General features: G+C 37.3%; 21 protein-coding genes, 1 tRNA gene and 1 pseudogene. 10 read left to right on the top strand and 13 right to left on the bottom strand.

Annotated elements, in window-relative coordinates:
* Nucleotides 1–49 precede the first annotated feature (49 nt).
* The 3 genes from DC53_RS11880 to DC53_RS21495 all read right to left on the bottom strand — a co-directional run bounded on the left by DC53_RS11880 (nucleotide 50) and on the right by DC53_RS21495 (nucleotide 1,286).
* On the bottom strand, nucleotides 50–430 hold the full coding sequence (locus DC53_RS11880; protein ID WP_033029348.1) for a hypothetical protein: 381 nt from the start codon (nucleotides 428–430) through the stop codon (nucleotides 50–52).
* A gap of 432 nt (nucleotides 431–862) precedes the next feature.
* Nucleotides 863–1,054, bottom strand: a complete 192-nt coding sequence (locus DC53_RS11885; RefSeq protein WP_033029344.1) for a hypothetical protein — start codon at nucleotides 1,052–1,054, stop codon at nucleotides 863–865.
* Nucleotides 1,055–1,112: 58 nt separating this feature from the next.
* Complete coding sequence (locus DC53_RS21495) at nucleotides 1,113–1,286, bottom strand: DUF1328 domain-containing protein (protein ID WP_002961939.1); 174 nt, start codon at nucleotides 1,284–1,286, stop codon at nucleotides 1,113–1,115.
* 519 nt (nucleotides 1,287–1,805) lie between these two features.
* Here DC53_RS21495 and DC53_RS11895 point away from each other — a divergent pair.
* The 5 genes from DC53_RS11895 (at nucleotide 1,806) to DC53_RS22135 (ending at nucleotide 6,285) form a co-directional block, all read left to right on the top strand.
* Nucleotides 1,806–2,048 (top strand): OadG family protein, encoded by a 243-nt coding sequence (locus DC53_RS11895; protein WP_007583814.1) that lies wholly within the window; start codon nucleotides 1,806–1,808, stop codon nucleotides 2,046–2,048.
* Between the two features lie 11 nt (nucleotides 2,049–2,059).
* Complete coding sequence (gene oadA, locus DC53_RS11900) at nucleotides 2,060–3,841, top strand: sodium-extruding oxaloacetate decarboxylase subunit alpha (RefSeq protein ID WP_033029341.1); 1,782 nt, start codon at nucleotides 2,060–2,062, stop codon at nucleotides 3,839–3,841.
* A gap of 13 nt (nucleotides 3,842–3,854) precedes the next feature.
* Nucleotides 3,855–4,985: a sodium ion-translocating decarboxylase subunit beta gene (locus DC53_RS11905; RefSeq protein ID WP_007378925.1), complete on the top strand. Its 1,131-nt coding sequence runs from the start codon at nucleotides 3,855–3,857 to the stop codon at nucleotides 4,983–4,985.
* A 138-nt stretch (nucleotides 4,986–5,123) separates the two neighbouring features.
* Entirely contained in the window at nucleotides 5,124–6,095 is a 972-nt protein-coding gene (locus tag DC53_RS11910; protein ID WP_033029339.1) for an aldo/keto reductase, read from the top strand.
* A gap of 13 nt (nucleotides 6,096–6,108) precedes the next feature.
* Entirely contained in the window at nucleotides 6,109–6,285 is a 177-nt protein-coding gene (locus tag DC53_RS22135) for a hypothetical protein (protein ID WP_007378927.1), read from the top strand.
* A gap of 82 nt (nucleotides 6,286–6,367) precedes the next feature.
* On the opposite strand, the gene DC53_RS11915 is transcribed toward DC53_RS22135, so the two are convergent.
* Nucleotides 6,368–7,681 (bottom strand): peptidoglycan DD-metalloendopeptidase family protein, encoded by a 1,314-nt coding sequence (locus DC53_RS11915; protein WP_007378402.1) that lies wholly within the window; start codon nucleotides 7,679–7,681, stop codon nucleotides 6,368–6,370.
* 323 nt (nucleotides 7,682–8,004) lie between these two features.
* Between DC53_RS11915 and tyrS the strand changes: the two genes are divergently transcribed.
* On the top strand, nucleotides 8,005–9,204 hold the full coding sequence (tyrS, locus tag DC53_RS11920; RefSeq protein ID WP_007378401.1) for a tyrosine--tRNA ligase: 1,200 nt from the start codon (nucleotides 8,005–8,007) through the stop codon (nucleotides 9,202–9,204).
* 63 nt (nucleotides 9,205–9,267) lie between these two features.
* On the opposite strand, the gene DC53_RS11925 is transcribed toward tyrS, so the two are convergent.
* The 4 genes from DC53_RS11925 to folE2 form a co-directional block, all read right to left on the bottom strand.
* Complete coding sequence (locus tag DC53_RS11925; RefSeq protein ID WP_033029337.1) at nucleotides 9,268–10,212, bottom strand: cobalamin biosynthesis protein CobD/CbiB; 945 nt, start codon at nucleotides 10,210–10,212, stop codon at nucleotides 9,268–9,270.
* Nucleotides 10,213–10,920, bottom strand: a complete 708-nt coding sequence (gene mtnN, locus DC53_RS11930) for a 5'-methylthioadenosine/S-adenosylhomocysteine nucleosidase (RefSeq protein WP_008133796.1) — start codon at nucleotides 10,918–10,920, stop codon at nucleotides 10,213–10,215.
* Between the two features lie 125 nt (nucleotides 10,921–11,045).
* Nucleotides 11,046–11,642 (bottom strand): DUF2726 domain-containing protein, encoded by a 597-nt coding sequence (locus DC53_RS11935; RefSeq protein WP_007378398.1) that lies wholly within the window; start codon nucleotides 11,640–11,642, stop codon nucleotides 11,046–11,048.
* 115 nt (nucleotides 11,643–11,757) lie between these two features.
* Nucleotides 11,758–12,678 (bottom strand): GTP cyclohydrolase FolE2, encoded by a 921-nt coding sequence (gene folE2, locus DC53_RS11940; protein WP_008133794.1) that lies wholly within the window; start codon nucleotides 12,676–12,678, stop codon nucleotides 11,758–11,760.
* Nucleotides 12,679–12,910: 232 nt separating this feature from the next.
* Here folE2 and arcB point away from each other — a divergent pair, with 232 nt between their 5' ends.
* Complete coding sequence (gene arcB, locus DC53_RS11945; RefSeq protein ID WP_007378396.1) at nucleotides 12,911–15,229, top strand: aerobic respiration two-component sensor histidine kinase ArcB; 2,319 nt, start codon at nucleotides 12,911–12,913, stop codon at nucleotides 15,227–15,229.
* A 13-nt stretch (nucleotides 15,230–15,242) separates the two neighbouring features.
* Here the strand turns inward: arcB and arcA are convergent, their stop codons facing one another.
* From arcA to trmB, 4 genes are all read right to left on the bottom strand, one after another.
* Nucleotides 15,243–15,959: a two-component system response regulator ArcA gene (gene arcA, locus DC53_RS11950; protein ID WP_007378395.1), complete on the bottom strand. Its 717-nt coding sequence runs from the start codon at nucleotides 15,957–15,959 to the stop codon at nucleotides 15,243–15,245.
* Between the two features lie 475 nt (nucleotides 15,960–16,434).
* Nucleotides 16,435–18,039, bottom strand: coding sequence for a sensor histidine kinase (locus tag DC53_RS11955; RefSeq protein ID WP_033029334.1), 1,605 nt, complete (start codon nucleotides 18,037–18,039; stop codon nucleotides 16,435–16,437).
* Nucleotides 18,040–18,188: 149 nt separating this feature from the next.
* Entirely contained in the window at nucleotides 18,189–19,214 is a 1,026-nt protein-coding gene (locus tag DC53_RS11960; RefSeq protein WP_033029331.1) for a methyltransferase, read from the bottom strand.
* Between the two features lie 64 nt (nucleotides 19,215–19,278).
* The gene (gene trmB / locus DC53_RS11965) at nucleotides 19,279–20,004 is read right to left on the bottom strand and encodes a tRNA (guanosine(46)-N7)-methyltransferase TrmB (RefSeq protein WP_008133787.1); all 726 of its coding nucleotides are present in this window, start codon (nucleotides 20,002–20,004) and stop codon (nucleotides 19,279–19,281) included.
* 161 nt (nucleotides 20,005–20,165) lie between these two features.
* Between trmB and mutY the strand changes: the two genes are divergently transcribed.
* Both mutY and DC53_RS11975 read left to right on the top strand, forming a co-directional pair.
* Nucleotides 20,166–21,227 carry an A/G-specific adenine glycosylase gene (gene mutY, locus DC53_RS11970; protein ID WP_033029329.1) on the top strand — a complete coding sequence of 354 codons (1,062 nt, stop codon included), beginning with the start codon at nucleotides 20,166–20,168 and terminating at the stop codon, nucleotides 21,225–21,227.
* A gap of 33 nt (nucleotides 21,228–21,260) precedes the next feature.
* Nucleotides 21,261–21,533, top strand: a complete 273-nt coding sequence (locus DC53_RS11975) for an oxidative damage protection protein (RefSeq protein WP_007378389.1) — start codon at nucleotides 21,261–21,263, stop codon at nucleotides 21,531–21,533.
* Nucleotides 21,534–21,592: 59 nt separating this feature from the next.
* Here DC53_RS11975 and DC53_RS0120480 read toward each other — a convergent pair.
* Nucleotides 21,593–24,371: pseudogene (locus tag DC53_RS0120480) on the bottom strand (hybrid sensor histidine kinase/response regulator).
* 338 nt (nucleotides 24,372–24,709) lie between these two features.
* On the opposite strand from DC53_RS0120480, the gene DC53_RS11980 reads away from it, so the two are divergent.
* Nucleotides 24,710–24,785: transfer RNA gene (locus DC53_RS11980), tRNA-Phe, on the top strand.
* Nucleotides 24,786–24,878: the final 93 nt, after the last annotated feature.

The following is a 24,878-nucleotide window of genomic DNA, read 5'->3' as shown; positions in this document are numbered from 1 at the left end:
TCGACACCTTTATCAAAACGGGTAACTCTCACTTTTTCAAGTTGAATTGTCAGATCTTGTCTGAACTAATACAAATTAGTGGATTGAATAAAAATAATTCTTTCTCACAATTCAATGGAACAAATTCCCCGCAGCCTTGTAAATGATTACCTATGGCCGTGTAAGCTTTTTTATTTAACACCAAGTAACTCGAAAATAAGTTTATATCATAGTCTTGTTGCTCAACTTTACAGTTAAACCCATTTTCTACAACGTCTAATATTTTAGCTTTCCCTCTTGGGAAATCATCCATAGCTATTTTCACTGCCTCGTTAAAACTGCTCTCTTTTTCTTTAGCAATTTGCTTTGCCATAGAAACAGTCGTGAGGTCGATTATGTCGTATGTTTTTGATGGCTTATGTATTTTGAAAATTACTAGATCCCTTTCCATAACTCATCCTTTTTTTCAAATATTCTAGCAGGTAACATGCCTGTTCTAATAAGCATTTTTGTATTTCTAAGCTTATTTAAGAACACTGTCTTATCTGTAGCCATACTCTCACCTAACATTGCGCCAATCCATGTTTCATAGTTATATCTATGGATTTTACGATGCGGCGGTGCGTTAGTAGTTGATCAATCAATTATTTTGAGGTAAGAAAACCGTGTTGGTAACAAGGTAAAAATTTCGTTATTTAGTTGTTCTATATCAGAGATTTTTAACGAAGTTGGTGTCTGATTTAATCCTTCAAATTGATTAAGTATTATTACGGATTGGTATCAGTGCGGTTTGACTCATTAGCTAAAATGGGGGAAGTTGTTCGATACTTATAAACAGGCAAAAAAACGGCTCTTGAGAGCCGCTTTTTTAGTAAAAGAAGAATTAACAATTAGTTTCTTCAGCGTTTACGCCTTCTTTAACATTTTCACATGCATCTTCTACTTTGTTTTGCACGTCAGTTACTGCTTCGTCAATACGTTCACCTGCGTCTTCTGCATGATTGTCTTCACAACCCATGATGAAAAAACTTGCGAATAGACCGATTAGTGCTGCTTTTACAGTTGTTGAACTCATAATGTAATTCCTTGTAAGTGTTGATTAAGTATAAGTGTTTGTTAGTCCGATGGATTATCTACCTGGGTGATTTACCACGTAGTGCACCTGAAACTAATGAAATCACTAAAAGTACTAAAAAGATAAAAAATATAATTTTTGCTATACCAGCTGCGGCACCTGCGATGCCACCAAAACCTAACACTGCAGCAATTAAAGCAATAACTAAAAATGTGATTGTCCAGCGTAACATTGTTTTCTCCTTGGTTTATAAATTTTGCTCACAATAACTAATGCCAGTTACATGCCAAAGTGTATTGTTGTTTAATATCATGTGCTTATGTTTTTTTGTGTGTTTTGGGTAATTAGTTGATTAGTAACTTTTACGCTTTGCTATGTAAGTTATTCACACCGTTACACATTGCTTGTAAATATTCACTAAATACATTTATTTTGGTAAGACCAATTAACAATTGTTCCTTTGTTTTTGTGTTTCATATGATTTTTCATGTTTTTTTTATTTAACCGGATAGTTAATTAACAACTTATATATAACTATTAGCTATAGTCATTATTTCCTGTAACTATTGTAGGCTGCGTGATTGCAGGGTTCTTGTATGTAAATTAGTTGAGTTTTATGTTGATTATAGTTTAATTGGTTTTACCAATTTACAAGGAGTAGACAAAATAATTAGTTTTGTTATTATCCAGTGAATAAATATTTAATTAAATCGATTTTTTATTTTTGATATGGGTTTCAAGGGGGAGAAAAATGGATATAGGTGCTCTACTCACAACGGCTGGTAGCTTAATGCTTACTGGTATGGTTGGGGTGTTTGTATTTCTGTCGATATTAATTGGTGCAGTAACGCTTATGTCTAATTTGGTGACGCGCTATAGCGAACCAGAAGCATCACCAGCTAAATCACCGTCTTTTAAATCTCAAGGTGTGCCTAATGAGCACATCGCTGCTATTAGTGCTGCCATTGCTCAGTACAAATCAAATAATAAATAAGGGGCACACACATGGCTAAATTAAAATTAACAGAATTGGTATTACGCGATGCGCACCAATCATTGCTCGCAACACGTATGCGTTTAGACGATATGCTACCGATTGCTAGCAAGTTAGATGATGCAGGTTATTGGTCTATTGAATCGTGGGGCGGTGCTACATTTGATTCGTGTATTCGTTATTTAGGCGAAGATCCGTGGGAGCGTATTCGTGCGCTTAAAAAAGCGATGCCTAATACTAAACAGCAAATGCTATTACGCGGTCAAAACCTATTAGGCTACCGCCATTACGCTGATGACGTAGTTGAAAAATTTGTAGAACGCGCACATAAAAATGGCGTTGACGTATTTCGTATATTTGATGCAATGAATGATGTACGTAACCTAGAAACAGCGATTAAAGCGGCTATAAAAGTAGGCGCGCACGCTCAAGGTACTATTTCGTACACAGTTAGCCCAGTTCATACACTTGATATGTGGCTGACTCTTGCTAAGCAATTAGAAGATTTAGGCTGTCATTCAATTTGTATTAAAGATATGGCGGGCTTATTAAAGCCTTACGATGCTGAAAAACTAATTAAAGCACTTAAAGAAACCGTATCGGTTCCTATTGCTATGCAGTGCCACGCTACAACAGGTTTAAGTACTGCTACTTACCAAAAAGCGATTGATGCAGGCATTGATATGCTCGATACCGCTATTTCATCAATGAGTATGACATATGGACATTCTGCAACTGAAACTATTGTATCGATAGTTGAAGGGACTGAGCGTGATACTGAGCTTGATTTAAACCACCTAGAAGAAATTGCTGCTTACTTTAGAGATGTGCGTAAAAAATATGCGGCATTTGAAGGTAGCTTAAAAGGGGTTGATGGGCGTATTTTACTAGCTCAAGTACCTGGTGGCATGCTTACAAACATGGAAAACCAACTTAAAGAGCAAGGCGCAGCCGATAAGCTTAATGAGGTTTTACTTGAGATCCCACGTGTACGTGAAGATCTTGGTTTTTTACCTTTAGTAACACCAACGTCGCAAATTGTTGGCACTCAAGCGGTACTTAATGTGCTAACAGGTGAGCGTTATAAAACAATTACTAAAGAAACTGCTGGCGTATTAAAAGGTGAATATGGCTTAACACCAGCACCAATGAATAAAGAGCTACAAGAGCGTGTGCTTGATGGAGCAGAAGTTATTACTTGTCGCCCTGCAGATAATATTGCACCAGAACTTGCAACGCTTGAAGCTGAGTTATTAAAAGAAGCGCAAGAGCAAGGCTTAACACTGGCTGATGATCAAATTGATGACGTACTAACTTATGCATTATTCCCACAAGTTGGTTTGAAGTTTATTAAAAACCGCAACAACCCAGATGCATTTGAGCCAGTCCCTTCTGTTGAAGATAAAAGCGGTAAAGCACCTTCTAAATCAGCTTCAAATAATAACAAAGTGAAGGCTGAGCAGTACAGCGTAAAAGTAGATGGTAAAGTTTATGACGTAGTAGTGGCGAAAGGTGCTGAACTTAAGGAAGTAACATTAAAAGACTCTGAGCACATTCCTCAATCTGCTTCGGTTGCATCAGGTGAAACACTTAACGCGCCTCTAGCCGGTAATATTTTTAAGATTAAGGTAAAAGCTGGGCAAGTTGTTAACGAAGGTGATGTAGTGATTATTATGGAAGCCATGAAAATGGAAACTGAAATACGCGCTACGCATACCGGAACAATTGCTGAAGTGTTAGTTAGTGAAGGCGATGCTGTAACTACCGGCGACGCTATGATTGCATTAGCTTAGGAGTAAATAGAGGATGGACGGTATTTTAAACCTCTGGAATGCGACAGGCATTGCTAACTTTACAATCCCATCGTTAATAATGATTGCGGTAGGGTGTTTATTACTGTTTTTAGCGATAGCTAAAGGCTTTGAACCATTATTATTACTACCTATTGGTTTTGGTGCAATTTTAACAAATGTACCAGTGGCAGGTTTGTCAGACCCAGGTGGGCTTTTGTACTACGTTTATTATGTGGGTATTGATACGGGGATTTTTCCGCTGTTGATATTTATGGGAGTGGGGGCGCTGACTGACTTTAGTGCGCTTATTGCAAACCCACGTATGTTGTTATTAGGTGCGGCTGCACAGTTTGGTATTTTTGCTACATTGTTTGGCGCTATATTACTTAACTATGTACCAGGTTTTGAGTTTACCTTACAAGATGCCTCAGCTATTGCCATTATAGGTGGTGCCGATGGGCCAACGGCAATATTTTTAGCATCAAAACTGGCACCTGATTTACTAGGCGCAATAGCGGTAGCTGCATATTCATACATGGCACTTGTGCCAATTATTCAGCCGCCAATTATGCGTGCGTTAACCACACCAGAAGAGCGCCAAATTAAGATGCCTGAATTACGTAAGGTATCTAAAAAGGAAAAGATTATTTTCCCCCTTATGGTACTTAGTTTAACGGCAATGTTTTTACCGGCTGCTATACCGCTTGTAGGTATGTTTTGTTTAGGTAACTTAATGCGGGAGTCGGGTGTTGTTGATAGATTAAGTAACAGTGCTCAAAACGAAATCATCAATGTTACAACTATATTTTTAGGCTTAGCTGTAGGTTCAAAGCTTGCTGCAGATAAGTTTTTAACTGTTGAGACGATTGGTATTTTAGTGCTTGGCGCACTGGCTTTTGCAATTGGTACGGCATCTGGCGTATTTATGGCAAAAGGACTTAATCGAATATCTAAAACGCCTATAAATCCATTAATTGGGGCGGCAGGTGTATCGGCTGTGCCAATGGCGGCACGAGTAGTTAATAAAGTGGGCCTTGAAAGTAACCCACATAACTTTTTACTTATGCATGCAATGGGACCAAACGTAGCTGGTGTACTTGGTAGTGCCGTTGCTGCGGGTATTTTATTAGCACTTGTTGGCTAATAATTAAAGTGGTAGTTAATAAATGATTTAGCGCAGTTTACTGCGCTTTTTTTTGCTTTTATTTCTCGTCGTTAATAGTTTCTTGTTTCTGTATTTTTGTTTAAAGTGGATGTTCTCGCAATTTTAAGGATAGTCATAATGCTCCACACACCTTTAGCAAAATATTTACCTAATGTTAGTAAGCTTGTATTTGGATGTATGGGTCTGGGCGGCGGTTGGAATAAAGACGCAATCACTGATGCACATGTTAAGCAAACTCATGAATGTATAGATAACGCCATTGAAAGTGGTATTAACTTTTTTGACCATGCTGATATTTATACCTTTGGTAAGGCCGAGAAAGTATTTGGTAAAGCGCTAAGTGAGCGAGCAGAGCTTAGAGAACATATATATATTCAATCTAAGTGTGGGATTCGATTTGAAGATGACTTAGGGCCGAAGCGTTATGATTTTTCAGCTAAATGGATTGAGCAATCAGTCGAAGCGTCCTTAAAGCGATTAAACACAGAGTACTTAGATGTACTTATGTTGCACCGCCCTGATCCACTCATGGAAGTTGATGAAATTGCACGTGTATTTAGTTGTTTAAAAGAAAGTGGCAAAGTACGCAATTTTGCAGTATCTAATATGCAGCAGCACCAAATGAACTTTTTACAACATGCGCTCGACATGCCAATTGTTGCCAATCAAATAGAAGCGAGCCTGCAAAAACATCAGTTTGTTGATGAAGGCATATATGCCGGTAACAGTGACGGTAAAGATCTTAATTTTACACCTGGCAGTATTGAGTACTGTCGCCATTTTGAAATCCAAATTCAAAGCTGGGGTAGTTTATGCCAAGGTTTGTACACTGGTAGTGATTTATCAAATGCATCGCAGGCCGATATAAACACCAGTATTTTAGTTAATAAGCTGGCAGCACTTTATGGTACTTCTGCTGAGGCAATTGTACTTGCATGGTTGCTTCGCCATCCCGCATCGATCCAACCAATTATTGGGACGACTAACGCTAAGCGAATTAAAGCCTCTTGTGATGCTGTAAATGTAGAGCTAACTCGTGATCATTGGTATGCACTTTATGTGAGCGCTAAAGGGCATGAGCTACCATAAGTAGGGCACTGATATGAATATATTCGTTATTTTAATTGGTTTGTTTGTAGCACTTGCTGTGCTTATTCCGTTACTTGAAAAGTATCAAACTAAAATAGGGCTCAACGGCGCAACCAAATACAGTAAATATATTTGGCCATTAGTGATGGTGTCTTTAGTTATTCAGCTCATATATGTACTAATGTACTAATGTACTAATGGTTTATAGCGTATACAAAAAAGCCTTTGCAGGTTAACCCCGCAAAGGCTTTTTTAATGTTTATTAATAAACTTTATTTAAGTGCTAACTGTAGCTCGCGATTGCGCTCAAGCTGGGCAATAAAGTTATCAGCAATAGGTTTAAACTTGGCAAGTTCTGAGCGAGGTAATGGCTCTGACTTAGGAAGTTTTACAGTTTTAGGGTTACGGTGAACGCCATTTACTAAAAATTCATAGTGTAAATGTGCACCAGTAACACGACCTGTAGAACCTACAGTACCAATTTTTTGGCCCTGTTTAACTTTTTGGCCCGTTTTAACTAGCTTCTTATTTAGGTGTAAGTACTTAGTTACATATTGCGTACCATGGCTAATAAATACGTAGTTACCGTTGTACTTGCTGTAACCCGCTTTAATTACTTTACCGTTACCAGATGCAACAACTGGTGTACCGGTGCGTGCAGCAAAGTCGATACCACGGTGCGCTCTAACTTGCCCAGTAACAGGGTGTAAGCGGCGAGGATTAAAGCTCGAACTAATATACTTAAAGCTTACAGGTGCACGTAAAAATGCTTTTTTCATGCTACGCCCTTCAGGCGTATAAAAATTGCCGTCAGTATGGCGAATAGCTGCAAAGCGCTGACCTTGGTTTACAAATTCAGCTGCAATAATCTTACCGGTACCAATAAACTCGCCATCAACATAGTGAGACTCGTAAATTAAGCCAAATACATCGCCTTTACGAATGTCGTTTGCAAAATCAACATCCCAACCAAATATGTCAGCAAAGTTCATTATTTGGCGTTCGCTTAAACCAGCTGCAATTGCTGAAGTCCAAAAGTTGTTAGATATTTCGCCGCCAGCGGTTTTGGTTAGCGTTTCAATTTCTTTGCTATCAATAGCTGTATCGTAGTTACCTTCTTCATTTAAGGTAACAAATAAAGTATCTGTTTTTGAAATTACATAGCGCAGTTGAGCTAAGGAGCCATCTTCAGCTGTCGCAAAACTAAGTATTTCACCTGGGTGAATTTTAGTCAGTTTGCGAGTCTCTGCATTAGTATTAATTAGTTTATGAAGCGTTTGAGCCGAAAAACCAGCACGCTTAAAGATAATTGCTAAATTGTCGCCATTTTTAACTTTATGATCGACAAAGTCGTATTCTGGTAACTTTTCTGCTGCTTGCTCTGAATTTAACTCAGTTAATTTTTCGTTGTTATCAACTTTAACTTGTAACTCATAGCGCTTACCAATCTCTAGTGCATTTACACTATTATCTTTAGATGCAGTTGCTTTTTCAGAAGGAAGAAAGAGCAAGCCGGCAATAGCAGAAACCAAACCTAGAATAAGCAATTTGTGTTTTTTGGGGAGGGTGTTAACCACGTGAACCATAACGTGCCTTTTTCTGCTGTCAAGATAATAAATACATAATATTGCAGGATATACCTAATAATGTGCGAATACTAGTGTTTTGTAGATTTAAACTAACGCTGAATTGCGCTAGAATCGAGGTTTGAAGACCTTTTTTAACTGCTTCGTTAACTCAGACTATACGTATTATGTTTAGTTGCATTAATCACTTAAAAAGTTATTTTAATTAGGTAAAATTTGTTATGTTAGTTACATATATAATCTTGGTTTAAACCTGTATTGAATCGAGATAACGCAACTAGCTAGTCGCCTCTTTCGTTGGCAGAATTTTGGAGTAATACACAGTGGATTTACAAACCGCTCTTGCAGAGATAAAACGCGGTGCAGAAGAAATATTAATTGAAGACGAATTAGTTGAAAAACTAAAGACGGGTAAAAAGCTAAAAATAAAAGCGGGTTTTGATCCAACAGCACCTGATTTGCATTTAGGGCACACTGTACTAATTAATAAAATGAAAACCTTTCAAGATCTTGGTCATGAGGTTATTTTCTTAATTGGTGATTTTACAGGTATGATTGGTGACCCAACAGGCAAAAATGTAACGCGTAAACCACTTACTCGTGAAGATGTACTGGCTAATGCTGAAACGTATAAAGAGCAAGTATTTAAAATACTTGATCCAGCAAAAACAACAGTTGCGTTTAACTCTACTTGGATGGAAAAGTTAGGCGCTGCAGGTATGATAAAACTTGCTGCTAATCAAACCGTTGCGCGTATGCTTGAGCGTGATGATTTTAAAAAACGTTACGGTAGCGGTCAGCCAATTGCGATTCATGAATTTTTATATCCACTAGTACAAGGTTGGGATTCGGTTGCACTAGAGTCTGACGTTGAACTGGGTGGTACTGATCAGCGCTTTAACTTGTTAATGGGCCGTGAGCTACAAAAAGTAGAGGGCCAAAAGCCGCAAACAGTATTAATGATGCCATTACTTGAAGGCACTGACGGCGTTCAAAAAATGTCTAAGTCGCTTGGTAATTATATTGGTATTACTGATGCGCCAAACGATATGTTTGGTAAAATAATGTCAATTAGTGATGTGCTAATGTGGCGTTATTACGATTTATTGAGCGCGCTTTCTATTGAGGAAATTGCAGCTCAAAAAGAACGTGTTGAACAAGGTACTAACCCGCGCGATATTAAAATTGAGCTCGCAAAAGAGTTAATAGCGCGTTTTCATAGTGAAGAAGATGCACAAGCTGCTCATAATGATTTTATTCAACGCTTTCAGAAAAAAGCGCTGCCAGATGAAATCCCTGAGCTGACAGTAACAATTGCCGAAGATGCTATTTTAATTGCTAACTTGCTTAAAGAAGCAAACTTAGTCGTAAGTACATCAGAAGCAATGCGTATGATTAAGCAAGGTGCAGTTAAACTTAACGGTGAAGATAAAATCACCGATACCAAACTTGAAATAGCAAAAGGCACAACGGCTATTTACCAAGTAGGTAAACGTAAGTTTGCAAACATCACTGTAGCTTAAACACAGTTTAAAAACGTAAAAACCAGCCTCGGCTGGTTTTTTTTTGCTCGTATTTTGAGCCCTTTAAATCACTTTTAATATTTCTATGCTGACTATCACTAACAACCAAAATACACGTGCCTGATTCAGTCTATTAATTATTACGGGTACATCATTGGGTGTGGGTAATCTATCAGTACCAATACGCATTTTATTAAAGCGAGTTCCAAAATAAACAGCTGGTCCGCCTAGTTGTACCCCAATAGATGCAGAACATGTACTGAGTAGCCAGCCCGTATTTGTTTGATAAAAGTGCCGGCCATAATGCTTTATATAATGCATGCTTTGTTTGCTTGCTCTACTCGCTGCAATAGTTAAAGCGAGTAAGCGCATAGGAATAAACTCAATGATAAACAAACTTACTTTAAGTGGCTTTAAAAACGGGCTGTTAGGAGAGATATCTCCACGCCATGCTTGCAGTATTAAGGTAAGTAGTCGATAAGCAAGGGCGGCAATGGGGCCAAAAGCTAAAAATATAAATATAACTACGAAATAGTATCGAGCAGTGCGCAGTATTAAACTCTCTATTAATGCTTTGATAATACCAGCAGATGAAAGTCTGCTTACATCACGGACAAGCAGTGGCTTTAGTAACTCGCGCGCAGTCGATTTTTGATTTTGTTTAGTTAGTTTTGCAATACGCAGCGCTTTTTTATCAATACTTTTACTTTCGAGGCATAAATATAAAATAAGGCCTGCGAGTAATTCAGGGTAAAAAGCGAATTCAAGCAATAGCACGACAATAATGAGAATGACACTTAAAATAAGCGTGCTTGCGAGTGTTGCAGCTAAATATTGGTAACTTTTAGGTTCTTTGCTTTTATATATACGCTTACCAATAGCACTAAAAACGGCATTTAACGCTGTATTGGGGTGATACCAACTAACAAGAGGAATAAAGCGCTCAGCAAAGAGCGCTATAATAAAGGCAATAAAGTCCAAATGGTTCTGAACAATATTGCTAAGCATTTACAGAGATACTGCCGTTAGCTTTTCTAAAAGTGCGACAACCATTTTAGATGAATTGATTGATGCTGTTTCTAGGTATTCTTCAAATGACTGCGGTGATTCTTTTCCTGCAATATCAGACATCGAACGAATAACCACAAATGGTGTATTAAGCGTAAAACACGTTTGTGCAATTGAAGCGCCTTCCATTTCAACAGCAAGCATTGTAGGAAAATCGCTGCGTGCTTTATCAATGCGTACAGGGTCACACATAAATGTGTCGCCAGTACAAATTAAGCCCACTAATGTTTTAACATCACTAATTTTTGCGATTGTTTGCTCTGCTGCTTCAACCAATTTAGGGTGAGCTGCAAAGCCTGCTGGCATTTGTGGTACTTGGCCAATCTCATAACCAAAAGCAGTGACGTCTACATCATGGTGACGTACTTCTGACGAAATGACTACGTCGCCAACACTTAGCGATGGATCGAATCCACCGGCTGAGCCTGTGTTAATTACACAGTCAGGTTTAAAGTTATCGATAAGTAAGGTGGTTGCAATAGTTGATGCCACTTTACCAATACCAGATTGAACAAGTGTTACTGTGTTGCCAGCTAGTTCGCCAGTGTAAAAAGTGAAACCTGCTTTAGTTAAAATTTGTGGATTTTGCATAGCTTCGCGTAAAATTTTAACTTCTGGCTCCATTGCGCCAATAATACCAACATTCATAATGTTTAATTCCTGAGTTTGAATGACTTGATTATACGTGAAGTTAGCCATAAAAAACAAAAAAGCGAGCAGTTTTCACGGCTCGCTTAAAATACTTTTAGAAACGTGTTTAGCTCAGAGTATTACTAAATTTCAGCTAAAGCTGTTGTTTGTGCCTTTGCTTGAGAAGGAGATAGTACAGCCGGTTTATGAACACGATTACGAATTGGGCGTTTTGCTTGAGAGGCGCCAGGTTTACCAATTTTATACATAATAGCATCGCGTACTTCAGAAGGGCGGTATCCCGACTTTACTTTCATTCGAATATGAGGAATACCTGCTGCTTCAAGTGCACCATTAACAAACCAATCACGCTGTGCTTTGTGGCCATCTTTATTTGCGTTATTAACTAAATCAACTGCGGCTACAATAGTCATTTTATCTTTATCGATTAATACAAAATCAAGTTGTTTATTTTTTGCTTTAGCAATTGCTGCACGTTTAGATTTAGGTGATAAGCCTTCTTTACAATCAATTACATCGACTAATTTTACGCGGCTTACAATTTTGTATTGATCGCCAACAGCACGTTCTAATAAACTTAAAAAGGCACTCTCTACTTGTGTAAATACGCTCTGCTTGCGAGTAAATGGATACGGATTCCCACCATCGTCACTAAATTTTGATACAACAACAGACGCACCCACAACTAATACTAAAATAGATAATAAAGCGAATTCCATACGGTAACCTCATAACAACAAATTGACACTGCATAACTAAAGCAATTAGTGTGCCTAAATAATGTGTATTAAGGTTTTATTGTTATCGCGTTTTTATGCTTTATTCAGTTTATGGTTAAGCTTGATAACCGTTAGTGAGCCCTTTAACTGCAATAGCAACTGCATCATGTGCATGGAGTGATTCATAATGGTTTATTTGTAGCCAATAATCTGCGTAATTATTATGTTCAAGTAATGCTTTTATTTTACGTGCAGCATCTTCGCAAAACATTAAGTTTTGACCATTCAAACGAGCAAACTCCTGTTCATCTTCGCGCTTAACTGCGGCTTGAACAGGTGTTTTTAGTTCCTCCTCAAGCATGTTTATTAAATTTACGACGTCAAATTCATCAGTTTTGCTATTAAGTTTTACTTTTACATTAGCAATAGAGCGTTGTGAGTGAGGGGTGGCAACAATACCTTGCGTTGTACCAAGCCACTCATGTACGTCTTTCTGGCTCAGTGTTTCTTGATTAAACTTCTCACTAAATGCATTTTGTATCAGCTGACGAGCAAGCGCCGCTGAACAGGGACAGGTTGAAGAATAAGTAACGTCGACTGTTAGCTCATAATGAATATTGTTATTTTCAAGTGTACTAGTGAGCGTAATTGGATAGCTTTTCCAACCTGTTTTACCACTTAGTAGTGATTTACGGCGTAATGGTAGTTCAAATTTAAATTCAATTTGTGCTTTATCGCTCAGGCCTTCGTGACTAGTAATAAATGTATCGAGTGCTTGCGCTATAGTTTGAGGGTTAACTTGCTGCTCAGTAGACAACATATCAAGGGCTAAAAATAGGCGCGACATATGAATGCCTTTAGCCTCTTCTTTGTGAAGGTTAACAAATGCACGGGCTTTAGCATTAACAGTAACAGGCGCTAAATCACGGGATTCGAAAATGAATGGCAGCTCAATTTCACCCATACCAACCCAGTCTAATTTACCTGTTTGTAAAGCGGGGGCGGTGTCAGCTATATCGGGCATATTAGTTTGCATGGTATGTTACTCGTTAATTGCAATGATAAGGCGTCGTATTTTACACGAAATAATCATCTCCTGAAATGAGGACTTTAATAGTGTTTACTTTCGAGCATGAATTTTTTCTGTTTTTGTCGCACAACATGAAAATAGCTAATAGAAAAATGCTAAAATCGGCAAAAATAGTATGTTTAGCAATTTTTACTGCCTTACTTATGTTTAAGCACATCGCTAAGAGATAAAATTACGTATGACCGATTATTCTTTGAGCCCTTGGGTTCGGGTACTTTCCAGCTTAATAACACGATTTGGTGAGTTTAAAACTGCCGCTATTTGTTATTCTTTATTATTAGCCGCATCTCTTATTTTATCGAGCATGTTTTATTATGTCGCAATAGGTGAATTTCACTTTGTTGATATTTTAGCCGTGGTTTTTTTTGCTGCTGTTGTGTCTCCGCTAATTATTAGTGTGCTACTCAATTCAATCCGTCAGTTAGACGCCTCATATGCATATTTAGATAGCGCAACTAAACAAGAAAAATTACTAAATCAGACGCTTAAAGATAATATCAGCCGATTAAATATTGAAATTGATGAACGTAAAATGGCATTTCATGCTAAGCATCGCGCTATTGAAGAATTACGCCGAGAAATAGCAGAACGTAAAAAAACACAGCAAGAGTTAGCACAACAAAGTATGTTGCAACGCTCTATTGTTGACTCATCACCTGATTTATTTTATTACCGCGATAACAATGGTGTGTTTGCTGGATGTAATAAAGTATTTGAAGAAGTAATGGGAAAGTCCAGCAGTGAGCTTATTGGTAAAACAGTTGAGCAAATATTTCCAAGTGATTTTCTATCTGAAGTTTTAAGAACCGATAAAGAAGTAGAGCAAAACCATCAACCCCTAACTATCGATGTTGGTTACGAAGTAAACGGTGAAACTCGTTGGTTTGAACTACGTAAACTTCCTTTTATTAATGATGAGGGCGATTACATAGGTTTACTTGGCTTTGGCCGTGACATCACCAGCCGAAAAGAAGCCGCGCAAGCACTTGAAACAGCATATAAAGATAAAGGGAAGTTTATTGCAACATTGAGTCATGAGTTACGTACTCCGCTAAATGGTATTGTTGGGTTAACTCGGATGTTACTTGATACGGATCTTAATAAACAGCAACGCAGTTGGTGTAATACAGTCTTCTCGAGTGCTGAAACATTAGGTAATATTTTTAACGATATTATAGATTTAGATAAAATAGATAGAGAACAACTCGATATAGCCACTAATTCAATTAATGTTTCTGACTTTATTAATGACGTTGTGAATTTTGCTGGGCTTATTGCTGAACAAAAAGAACTAAAGTTTAATATTGAGCGTCATGGTGTGCTTGACGTATATGCAGAGTTAGATCCGACCCGATTGCGCCAGGTTGTATGGAACTTAATTAATAACGCTGTTAAGTTTACTCAGCAAGGTGAAGTTAAGCTTGTTTGCCGTAGAGAAAATCGCTCTGAAGGCGCTTGGTTAGTCATGAAAATTTCAGATACAGGCCAAGGCATACCGCAAGAGCAACTCCCACGAATATTTGATATGTATTATAAAGCACCAGATATAAAAGGGACTAATGCAATTGGTTCAGGAATAGGACTTGCTGTTACGAAGGCCTTAGTGAGTGCTATGAATGGTATTATTACTGTCGATAGTACCGAAGGGAAGGGCAGTTGTTTTACGGTTCAAATACCGTTAAGCCTCTGTATTGCTCCAACGGAACAAGGTTATGTTGGTCGAAGCCTGCATATTTTACTGGTAGAAGATGTGCCGCTCAATGCAGAGATTGCGACTAACTTATTAGAGCAGCGAGGACACGAAGTATTATGGGCCGAAACAGGTGAAGATGCTCTATCTTTTGTTGAAACTGAAGACGATTTAGATTTAATTTTACTTGATATGCAATTACCAGATATAAATGGTGACGAAGTAGCTAGGCAGATACGAGCAGATAGTTATTTTGATAAATTACCGATTGTTGCACTTACTGCTAACGTTCGAAGCGCAGAAGAAGAGCTTGCGGGAATATCAATACAAGGAGCACTTGCTAAACCTATTAATACAGTGAAGCTTGATAAAATGCTTGCTGACTTATTTGATATTAAAAAAATAGAGAATAAAGCGCCTCAGTTAAAAGTAAGTGCAGAAGCACTTAAAGGCATTGATGCTCATTTACTTGATGTTGAGACAATAGAAGACTTTGTTAACTCAATGGGAGTGGTTGTATTTAAACGCAGTAGTCAGTTGTTTGAAAAGTTAAACCCACAATACCAACAAGAGTTACTTGCTTCATTAAATAGCGGTGATAGAGAAGAGTACAAATCGGTAGCGCACAAGCTTAAAGGAGCCGCTGGATCTGTTGGTTTAAATGATGTGCAACTTCATGCAAAAGTAATGGAATATGGCGCTATTGATGAAACTGATGAAGTTTTAAACGAATGGTTAGATGTTCTAGCAGATAAAATAAATGAAGGACAACAAGCCCTTCATTTATTTTTACAGCAATTAGAGTAAATGTTCGTTCTAATTAGCTATCAATTTTACCAATAAAGCGATAACCCTCACCATGGATAGTGCTGATTAACTCTGATGTTGAGTTGTCGCTTTCAAAGTGTTTACGAATACGACGAATTGTAACATCAACAGTACGGTCGTTTGCACGAAGCTCACGGCCCGTCATGTGTTTAATTAATTGCTCACGGCTAAAAATGCGGCCAGGAGAATCAAGCATTAAACGCAGTGCTCTGTACTCACCTTTAGGTAAACGCTTAGCATCACCATTGGGAGATGTTAGGCAACGGCTGTTTTCATCAAGTTCCCAACCATTAAATGTAATAACACCATTTGTTTCTAGTGCTGATTCTTCACCACCTAGCGCTGTACGTGTAATTAGGTTACGCGCTCTAATTGTCAGTTCGCGTGGGTTAAACGGTTTAGTGATATAATCATCAGCACCAATTTCAAGCCCCAAGATACGATCAACATCGTTATCTCGACCCGTTAAGAAGATAAGGCCCACTTTGCGCTTTTGGCGTAATTCACGAGCTAATATAAGACCGTTTTTACCTGGAAGATTGATATCCATAACTACAAGATTAACGTCATCGTTATTTGTAAGCTTGTCATGCATGTCATCGCCATCAATGGCTTCAATAACTTTGTAACCTTCAGCTTCAAATAAACTAACGAGGTTTAGTCGAGTTACGTCTTCATCCTCTACGATTAGAATGACTGGCGTTTGCATTATTAATTAACCTTTTGGATTATTTACAAAAAAATCGGTATTACACATAAAGCCGATTACTAGAGATTATAGGATTATATCCAATTGTTAACAAGAAAAAACAATGTGGATAAATTTTAAACAGTAGCGTATTCAAAGTTTACTAAAAAGGGCCGTGCAAAAACTACTGTTTAATAGATATATCTACGGATGTACTCATTTGAATAGTAAAGTCGAAGCCATTTTCTTTTAATAATCGATACATCCATCAATTATGTAAAAGTGCTTAAAATAATCAAACCAATTCAAAGCGAAATTATATCATCATCTAACCTTTCATCAATGTATGTGATATCACAAAGATGATAAAGTTCACAAATGACTTCGTATTAATTATTTAATATTACGTATTTTACCACATGCACTCTTTATGTGGTCATTAAGTAGTAATTCAAGGACTAAATTTTAAATTAATGTACTTTTTAGTTATATTCCATTAAGGAATTGTAATTATAAAGCGTGCACCCTGTTGTTCTTCTAGATCAAAGAGTATTCGCCCCCCAAGTGATTGCGTAACTAAATTATAAACTAGATGCATTCCAAGACCGCTTGCACCTTGCCCTCTTTTAGATGTAACAAAGGGGTCAAAAATTCTATGCTTAATACTGTTATCTACACCTTGGCCATTGTCACTATAAACGATAGTGAGTTGTTTCCCGATTAGCTCAATATCAAAGCGTATTTCGTTGTTTTCAGCATCTAAAAAACCATGAATTACAGAATTAAGTAATAGTTGTTGAAATATTTGCTGTAACGGCTCTGATTTACTCTGTATGGCTAAATCAGTAGGACAATTAATAGTAACGACAGGGTTTTTATCGGTAAGCTCTGATTGCATTGATGTTAGAACATCGCTGATAAGCTTATAGATGTTTAAATTGGTATTGTCACCATCATCTTGGATAACCGCAACTTTTTTAAAGTTAGAAATTAAATCAGCAGCGCGATTTAAGTTACGATAAATTAAATCAAGATTTTCTATACCTTCATCTATAAAGTTTTTTAATTGGTTAGACGTGAGTTTTTTATCATCAAAGCTTAGTTTTATATCAGCGAGTTTATCACGCAACAACGTAGAGCCGGTGATCCCAAGTCCAATCGGTGTATTAACCTCATGAGCAACGCCTGCAACCATTTGCCCAAGTGAGGCCATTTTTTCATTTTCTACAATTTGTGTCTGATACTGGTGCATACGCTCAAGTGTCGTTAAAAGATCTTGATTTGCTTCTCTAAGTGCAATAGTACGTCGATTTACTTTTTCTTCTAGATTCTGGTTTAATTGTTTTATTTCTTCTTTATCTTTTTCGTGTCGGGTAAGTTGCTTTTGAGTTCGGGCAAGCATGATATTTAAACTGTTAGAAAGCGCGGTAATTTCTTTTACATTGGTTGATGGCGCTCGTGCGTCGTAATTATGGTTCTTTGATACGTCTTGCAATAGTCTGTTTAAATGCTCAATTGGCTTTGCAATCCGTTTTTGTACTTTTATAGCAATAAAGTACACCGCAATAAGTATTAGTAGCGTTAAAAATATATCGATTAGTATTTTTTGTTTTATATATACATCAAGGCTCTCAAGGCTTCCACGCATGTAAACGTAGCCAACTAATTTTTCATCATTTAAAATTGGGCGTATAAGTTCAATATATTCATTGTTGATACGTGGTGTTTCTAATTCGTCAATGCTATCTATTCTAAGTGGCACCGGAGGTGTTTTTTTTGCATTAAAACTGATAAAAAAAACTGGTTTTTGTGAGGTTTTTTCTATTGAATAAATATGGATGTTTTTAACAAGTGGGATTTTATCAAACGATTTAAGCCGTCTTTCTTCATTTTTTCTATTGTTTGTTATTACAGAGTTTCCTGCATCAAAAGCAACAATTTCAGAAAGAATAACCAGTTTGCTAATAATTAACTGCTTTTGTTCTTTAACACTTAAATAAGTTGAAATAGAAATAGATAACGACAAGCAAATAGCTGTTATAAGCATAATTAAGTTTATTAGCGCTTTGCGAATACTACTTTGATGTACTTTTTTAGGCATTGTTTGATCGTCGCCTGAGTTAATTTAATTAGTTAAGGTTATAGTTTAGCAAAGACGCAGAAAAATGAAGGAAAAAACGAGGCTAATTCTTATATTTATTCGAAAGTTAGCGCGAGCACTTAACGTGCTCAATCAGTTAAATATTTAAATTAGCTACTATAAACAGCAAATTTATTATTTTTAAATACCGTTTGATAGTCTGCAAATTGAGACTCGAGAATAGGCGGGTACTTTAAAAAGCTGTTAGCAACAATATTCAGCTTGCCCACTTTCGTCAAATGTAATTTTGCGTTTGCAAGAAAAGTTTCAGCAACAGTGTAATCAGTTGCAATACCAGTATGAAATGGTGGGTTACTTACAATTAAATCAAATTTTCCGCTAATATTTTTCAGACCATCGCTTAATATAGCAATGCCTTTTATACCATTTAGCTTTAAAGTTTGTTCTGTTGCATATGTTGCTAAGGCGCTAACATCGCTACAGACAAACTCAAGGGCTGAGTTTTGCAGTCCTAAATAGGTTGCTATTAAACCTGCGCCGCAGCCAAAGTCGAGCACTTTACCTTGTTTTATCGTTGGTGCGTTTTCAAGTAGTATTTTTGTTCCTGCATCCAAACTGCCGTGGTTAAATACCCCAGGAACACTAATAGCTGTAAACTCAGTGTCGGCAACATTAACAACAAACTTTTTGTGATAGGTCGTAATATCAAAGTGTGGGTGTTTGGTTATTTCAGCAAATGAGTAAAGAACGCAGTGCTTAGCTGAATCAATCTTGTTACTAAACTCAGCTTTACCAGCTAATTGTTTTTCAATTGATTTAACACCACTTTTGTTTTCACCTACCACCAATAGCTTGGCATCATCAGTAATAGCAGAGCGGATATTATCAAGTGCCATAAGTAATTCTGGTTTTGATTTAGGGTAGTAAAGAATAACTAAATCGTAGTCGTTACCAGGTATTGTATGACTTACATGAATCTCAACGTCTTTGGTGTTTTTAGCAAACTCGCCGTTAGCATGGTTGTAGCTAAATGCAGTTACTTTGCTTTGCGGGTTAAGTTCTTTAAGCTCTGTTAAAAAGCCATCTTGAACAAAGTTGACCACCAAGATAGATTTACCCGTTAGTGCCTCGCTATTTCGAAGTAACAGTAAACTTGGGTTGGTTAATACGCTCATAAATGGCTTTGCCTTACAGTATGTTTAGTTTTATTAAAAGTGAGATTAAGTAATTAAAATTTAATTACTCAGTACGCTCAAACATTAAATCCCATACGCCATGGCCTAAACGATGGCCGCGTTGCTCAAACTTAGTAAGAGGGCGCAAATCTGGGCGTGGAACATAATCGTTTGTTTCAGATTGGTTTTTAAAACCAGGTGCTACTTTCATAACTTCAAGCATATGCTCTGCGTAGTTTTCCCAATCTGTAGCCATGTGAAAAACACCGCCCATTTTTAATTGAGTTCTTAATTTTTCAACAAACTCAGCTTGTACAATACGACGTTTATGATGACGTTTTTTATGCCAAGGATCAGGGAAAAATAATTGCAGTGTGGTTAAGCTTTCATTAGGTATGCAATCTGCAAGTACTTCAACTGCATCGTGTTCAAAAATACGTAAGTTGGTAATGCCTGCTTCATCGGCATCCATTAAACAAGCACCAACGCCTGGGCGGTGTACTTCAATACCGATAAAGTTTAGATGTGGGGCATTTGTTGCCATTTCGACAAGCGATTTACCCATACCAAAACCAATTTCTACGACTACATCGTTGTTGTTGCCAAAAACTTCGCTTAAATCAAGCATACCGTTTTTATGCTCTAGGCCCATTGTTGGCCAGCATTTTTCGATTGCAGCGGCTTGGCCTTTGGTTAATCGACCTTCGCGTTTTACAAAACTGCGAATGGTGCGGATGTATTTACCTTCTTGCTTAGCTTGCTCAAGGTTAGTGTTGCTTGATTCACTCATATTATTGGCCTGACAAAAACAATGTGTTTAAAAATGGTTGCATATTATCCCTGACCGAGCCCGCAATCACAAGTATTAGCTGGTTTTACACCCCGTATAGCTTGATCTTTTTGTTAACTGCAATAGACTGAGCCGCCATTGGGCATCAGTAAAAGTTAAAAATGTTGGATTTAAATAAAGAACAGTCACACTGGTTTTCTAATCAAGTTGTTGATTGGTATCACCTTCATGGGCGTAAAACACTTCCATGGCAACTAGGTAAAACTCCTTATAAAGTGTGGGTGTCTGAAGTGATGCTGCAGCAAACCCAAGTTATTACTGTTATTCCGTATTTTGAGAAATTTATGGAGAGCTTTCCAGATATCATAGCTTTAGCCGATGCTGATGAAGATCAAGTATTACACCACTGGACTGGTTTGGGTTATTACGCACGTGCGCGTAACTTACATAAAACAGCCAAAATAGTGCGTGACAAATACCAAGGTGAGTTTCCGAAAACACTCGATGAAGTAATGGATTTACCTGGAATAGGGCGCTCTACTGCAGGGGCTGTTTTATCATTGTCGCTTGGGCAGCATCACCCTATTTTAGATGGGAACGTTAAGCGAGTTTTAGCGCGCTATTTTATGATTGAAGGCTGGTATGGTGTTAAAAAAGTCGAAAACCAGCTTTGGCATTTATCAGAGCAGTTAACGCCTAAAGATAATGTTACCGAGTTTAATCAAGCTATGATGGATTTAGGGTCGAGTGTTTGCTCACGCAGTCGGTTTGATTGCGAGGCTTGCCCATTAAACTCAGGCTGTGGTGCTTTTAATGCAGGCAAGGTAAAAGAGTTTCCACATTCAAAACCTAAAAAAACAACGCCTAAAAAAAGCTGTCATCAGTTAATAATTAAGTGTAATGACAAAGTTTTAATGGAAAAACGACCTAATTCGGGAATTTGGGGGGGGTTATTTGGCTTTTTTGAATTTGCTGAGTACGCAGATCTAGAAGTATTTATGGCGCAGCAAGGGTTTAAGGCTCAGCTAAAACAGCTTGATCCATTTGCACATATATTTTCGCATTTTGAACTAACGATAAATCCACACGTACTGAATATAGAGGGTATTCCTGATGTTGTTAATGACAGACAGTTAATATGGTATCCATTAGATCAGTCGATAGAAGTTGGTTTGGCCGCACCGACTAAAAAGTTGGTTAAACAAATTGCACCAATAGGTTAAACTGTTTGCATTTATCGCTAAAGAGAATTAATTATGGCACGTACAGTATTTTGTCAAAAGTTACAAAAAGAAGCAGAAGGTCTTGGGTTTCAATTATACCCAGGTGAAATTGGCGAAAAGATTTTTAATAATATTTCCAAAGAAGCATTTGCTCAGTGGCAACATAAGCAAACAATGCTGATTAACGAAAAGCATTTAAATATGATGGATCCAGAACATCGTATATTTTTAGAAGAGCAGATGGTTGGCTTTTTGTTTGAAAATAAAGATGTAGAAATTGAAGGTTATAGACCTCCAGAAAAGTAATTTTACTTTAAATTAAAAAGGGCTGTCTAACAGCCCTTTTAAATTTTGTTAAACGATAGCTAAATTAGCTCATCGTCTTGTGCGGCAATTTTCACTTGTTCTTTTAAAAATTGAGCCGCTTTTGAATATTCAATCTCTAACTTATCTCTTAAATCAATTAGCTCATCACTTGTTAGTTCATCAGCCTTACATTTATCTTCAAATGACGTTGCTAAATCGGCCACCATTTGCGCACCGATTGTCTTTGATATTGACTTTAACTGGTGACAGCCTTCAATTATTTCATTTAGGTCACTTACCATAACACCCGAATTAATAGATTTAATTAAACTTTGGCTTTGTTCTAAATACATTTTGAAAAAACGCATTTGTTTAGCTTTATCACCGTTTACATATTTAGCAACGGCATCCATATCAACAGGTAAAGTGGTATTTTGATGAATAACAACATTTTTACCGTTGTTTTGTTTATCGCTCCAGCGTTTTAAAGTACTTTCTAATGCATTCAATTCAATGGGTTTAGTGATGAAATCATTAATACCTACTGCTAAACAGCGCTCTTTCTCACCTTTTAAAGCATTGGCCGTGACGGCTACAATATAAGGCTGGGCATCGATTGCTTCTAGTAACTCAGCTTCACCTCGGATTTTTTCAACCATGTCGTAGCCAGACATTTTAGGCATATGCAAATCAGTTAAAATAAGTGAGTAATTGCCTTTACGCCACATATTAAGGCCTTCTACGCCATCATTGGCAACTTCTACTCCGTAACCCAATATGTGTAACTGGTCAGTTAATACCTGTTGATTTAAGAGGTTATCTTCAACAAGTAGTATTAGTTTGTTAGCTTGGCGGGCTTGCTCAACATTTAAATAGTTGTTAAGCGTTTTAGTTTTTTTAATCTGTTTTGGTTGGTTGGTGCAGGCCAGCGGCAACAAGTATTGAAAGCATAAAGTTAGATTTACATAATGGAGCTGCATTAATATAAAAAATATTTTTATGATTTATGGCTGCTTCATCTAGTTTGCTCAGCACTACCACTTGTTGGTTATTATCTTCCAAAGAATAAAGCAAACGTCTCAAAAGTGCGTTAATTTTATCCATATTGTCGATACCGTCGACGACCCAAATTATATCCGGATCATATTGATGCTCTTCAATTTCCTGCTCATTATACACATTCGTTATTTTAGCACCCATAAATGATAAATAACGATACATTACTTTTTGACGCTCAAGGTGATTACTCACAACAACAATATGTTTAGCGTTTAATGCTCCTTTGTGATCATATTTTATTTTCCCCGAAGTGCTAAATGGGAGCTCAACAGTGAATTCACTACCAATGCCAATATGGCTGTTTACGTGTATGGTTCCAAGCATTAGCTCTGTTAAGCTTTTACAAATAGATAAGCCTAAACCGGTACCGCCATATTCTCTTGTGATTGAGTTTTCTGCTTGAATAAATGGATTGAATATTTCTCGCAATTGAGCTTGTGTCATCCCTTTACCGTTATCGGTTACACAAAAACGTAAAGTGAAGTGATCGGCTGTATTATGTGCAACTTCAACTGAAATTTTCACATGGCCCTGCGTTTTTTCATCCGTGCTAGTAAATTTAATTGCATTACTACATAAGTTATAGAGTACTTGGCGTACTCGAACAGTATCACCTATAAGGTTAATCGGAATGTCTGGGGCAATAGATAGCTCTAAATCAAGCTCACGTTTTTTTGCCACTGAGGAAAGCACTCGAGCAACTTCTTCAATAGTATCAGTTACTGAAAATGGGATTGGGTCTATATTGAGTTTACCAGCTTCAATTTTTGAGAAATCTAAAATGTCGTCCAATATACTTAGTAGAGAAAATGCAGACTCACGAATAATGGTACTCAGACGATGCTGAGCGCCATCAAGCTCTGTTTGACGAAGTAAATCAATAGTACCTATAACACCATTCATCGGTGTTCTGATTTCGTGACTCATAGTCGCTAAAAAAGTTGTTTTAGTTTCACTTGCTCGTTCGGCCTTTAACGTTGCTTGTTCAAGGGCCAGTGTGCGGTTGTGCACTTCTGTTTCTAAGCTGTTTTGAAGCTTTTGTAGCTCTTTTTGGGCTGTGTCGTTATTTGTCATTGCCGTTTGTACTTTTTGCAGCAACAGATTAATATTTTGCGCAACAACATTTAAACCTATTTCAAGTTGTTCACTTACATTACTATCGTAGTTACCGTTCTCAGCGATGGCTTGAAGCTCTTCGGTTAGCAAACCAGTGCTTGCACGTAAGCGATTGTTTATATAAGCATTAAACATTAATGCAAATATAAACAGTGCTATAACACTGGCAATAGCGATTAGATAGGTAACAACTTGGGAGTTCTGCATGGTAAGTAAAAGGTTGGATTGCTTTTGCTTAATTATAAGCTCTCCAATAGGTTGGTCGTTTAACATTAGTAAGTGATGTAAAACACCATCGTCAATTAGGTGGTCATTTAGTTTAATAGAAGCGATTGCTGGTTTGGTACTGCTATATACTAATTCTGTTTGTGAAGTGGAGTTAAAGCGATACAAAGTGTAATGAAAGTCATTATTTAATAATGAGGTTAAATCGAGTAACTGCCTTACTTTACCTTGGCCATACATAGTTAAAGCATCGACCAAAGGTAAATCAAGCCTAGTTGCGAGATCTGCAATATTTATAGACGGCTCTATTTTTTCAGAACGAGTTTGATTTTGTGAGTAAAGTGAATAGGCAACAATAGCAAGCGATGTCACTACTATATTAATGATTAAAAAAAGAGGTAGTAAGCCCTTTACCGGCGAAGAATATTTACTCTGCATTGATTGTTCCCGTTGGTATATTTTACTACGATAAGTCCTTATCGTATTTATCTGAGTAATCGTAACACCTAAAAAAAATAATTCACTACGTTTTTAGTCTGGTTTCAGTGTATTTATATGCTACATCAACTTTTGTTGTAGGAAAAATAAACATTATTAATAAAAAATGTACGGGGTTGGCTGAAAACCGTGCAAACGGTTATAAAGGATAAAAAAAAAGTTGACTTGTAAGGGCAAAACTCGTTTAATACGCCGCACGCCCAGATAGCTCAGTCGGTAGAGATGAGTGGGAATTGCATTAAAAATCATTTAAGATTTTTAATTAGCACAGTTTATGTGCCTCGATAGCTCAGTCGGTAGAGCAGAGGATTGAAAATCCTCGTGTCCGTGGTTCGATTCCGCGTCGAGGCACCATTTATTAAAGTAATAATGTTTAATCAACAGTTTAAACATTATTACGCGTGCCTTAGCACACAGTTTTGTGTGCCGACTTAGCTCAGCTGGTAG

The organism is Pseudoalteromonas fuliginea (genome assembly GCF_000690055.1).
Lineage (GTDB): Bacteria > Pseudomonadota > Gammaproteobacteria > Enterobacterales > Alteromonadaceae > Pseudoalteromonas > Pseudoalteromonas fuliginea.
This window is presented reverse-complemented; position numbering and strand designations above follow the sequence as displayed.

Coding starts and splice junctions, on each gene's coding strand:
- DC53_RS11880 (WP_033029348.1), bottom strand. CDS start 430: ATGGAAAGGGATCTAGTAATTTTCAAAATACATAAGCCATCAAAAACA.
- DC53_RS11885 (WP_033029344.1), bottom strand. CDS start 1,054: ATGAGTTCAACAACTGTAAAAGCAGCACTAATCGGTCTATTCGCAAGT.
- DC53_RS21495 (WP_002961939.1), bottom strand. CDS start 1,286: ATGTTACGCTGGACAATCACATTTTTAGTTATTGCTTTAATTGCTGCA.
- DC53_RS11895 (WP_007583814.1), top strand. CDS start 1,806: ATGGATATAGGTGCTCTACTCACAACGGCTGGTAGCTTAATGCTTACT.
- oadA (WP_033029341.1), top strand. CDS start 2,060: ATGGCTAAATTAAAATTAACAGAATTGGTATTACGCGATGCGCACCAA.
- DC53_RS11905 (WP_007378925.1), top strand. CDS start 3,855: ATGGACGGTATTTTAAACCTCTGGAATGCGACAGGCATTGCTAACTTT.
- DC53_RS11910 (WP_033029339.1), top strand. CDS start 5,124: ATGCTCCACACACCTTTAGCAAAATATTTACCTAATGTTAGTAAGCTT.
- DC53_RS22135 (WP_007378927.1), top strand. CDS start 6,109: ATGAATATATTCGTTATTTTAATTGGTTTGTTTGTAGCACTTGCTGTG.
- DC53_RS11915 (WP_007378402.1), bottom strand. CDS start 7,681: ATGGTTCACGTGGTTAACACCCTCCCCAAAAAACACAAATTGCTTATT.
- DC53_RS11925 (WP_033029337.1), bottom strand. CDS start 10,212: ATGCTTAGCAATATTGTTCAGAACCATTTGGACTTTATTGCCTTTATT.
- mtnN (WP_008133796.1), bottom strand. CDS start 10,920: ATGAATGTTGGTATTATTGGCGCAATGGAGCCAGAAGTTAAAATTTTA.
- DC53_RS11935 (WP_007378398.1), bottom strand. CDS start 11,642: ATGGAATTCGCTTTATTATCTATTTTAGTATTAGTTGTGGGTGCGTCT.
- folE2 (WP_008133794.1), bottom strand. CDS start 12,678: ATGCAAACTAATATGCCCGATATAGCTGACACCGCCCCCGCTTTACAA.
- arcB (WP_007378396.1), top strand. CDS start 12,911: ATGACCGATTATTCTTTGAGCCCTTGGGTTCGGGTACTTTCCAGCTTA.
- arcA (WP_007378395.1), bottom strand. CDS start 15,959: ATGCAAACGCCAGTCATTCTAATCGTAGAGGATGAAGACGTAACTCGA.
- DC53_RS11955 (WP_033029334.1), bottom strand. CDS start 18,039: ATGCCTAAAAAAGTACATCAAAGTAGTATTCGCAAAGCGCTAATAAAC.
- DC53_RS11960 (WP_033029331.1), bottom strand. CDS start 19,214: ATGAGCGTATTAACCAACCCAAGTTTACTGTTACTTCGAAATAGCGAG.
- trmB (WP_008133787.1), bottom strand. CDS start 20,004: ATGAGTGAATCAAGCAACACTAACCTTGAGCAAGCTAAGCAAGAAGGT.
- mutY (WP_033029329.1), top strand. CDS start 20,166: ATGTTGGATTTAAATAAAGAACAGTCACACTGGTTTTCTAATCAAGTT.
- DC53_RS11975 (WP_007378389.1), top strand. CDS start 21,261: ATGGCACGTACAGTATTTTGTCAAAAGTTACAAAAAGAAGCAGAAGGT.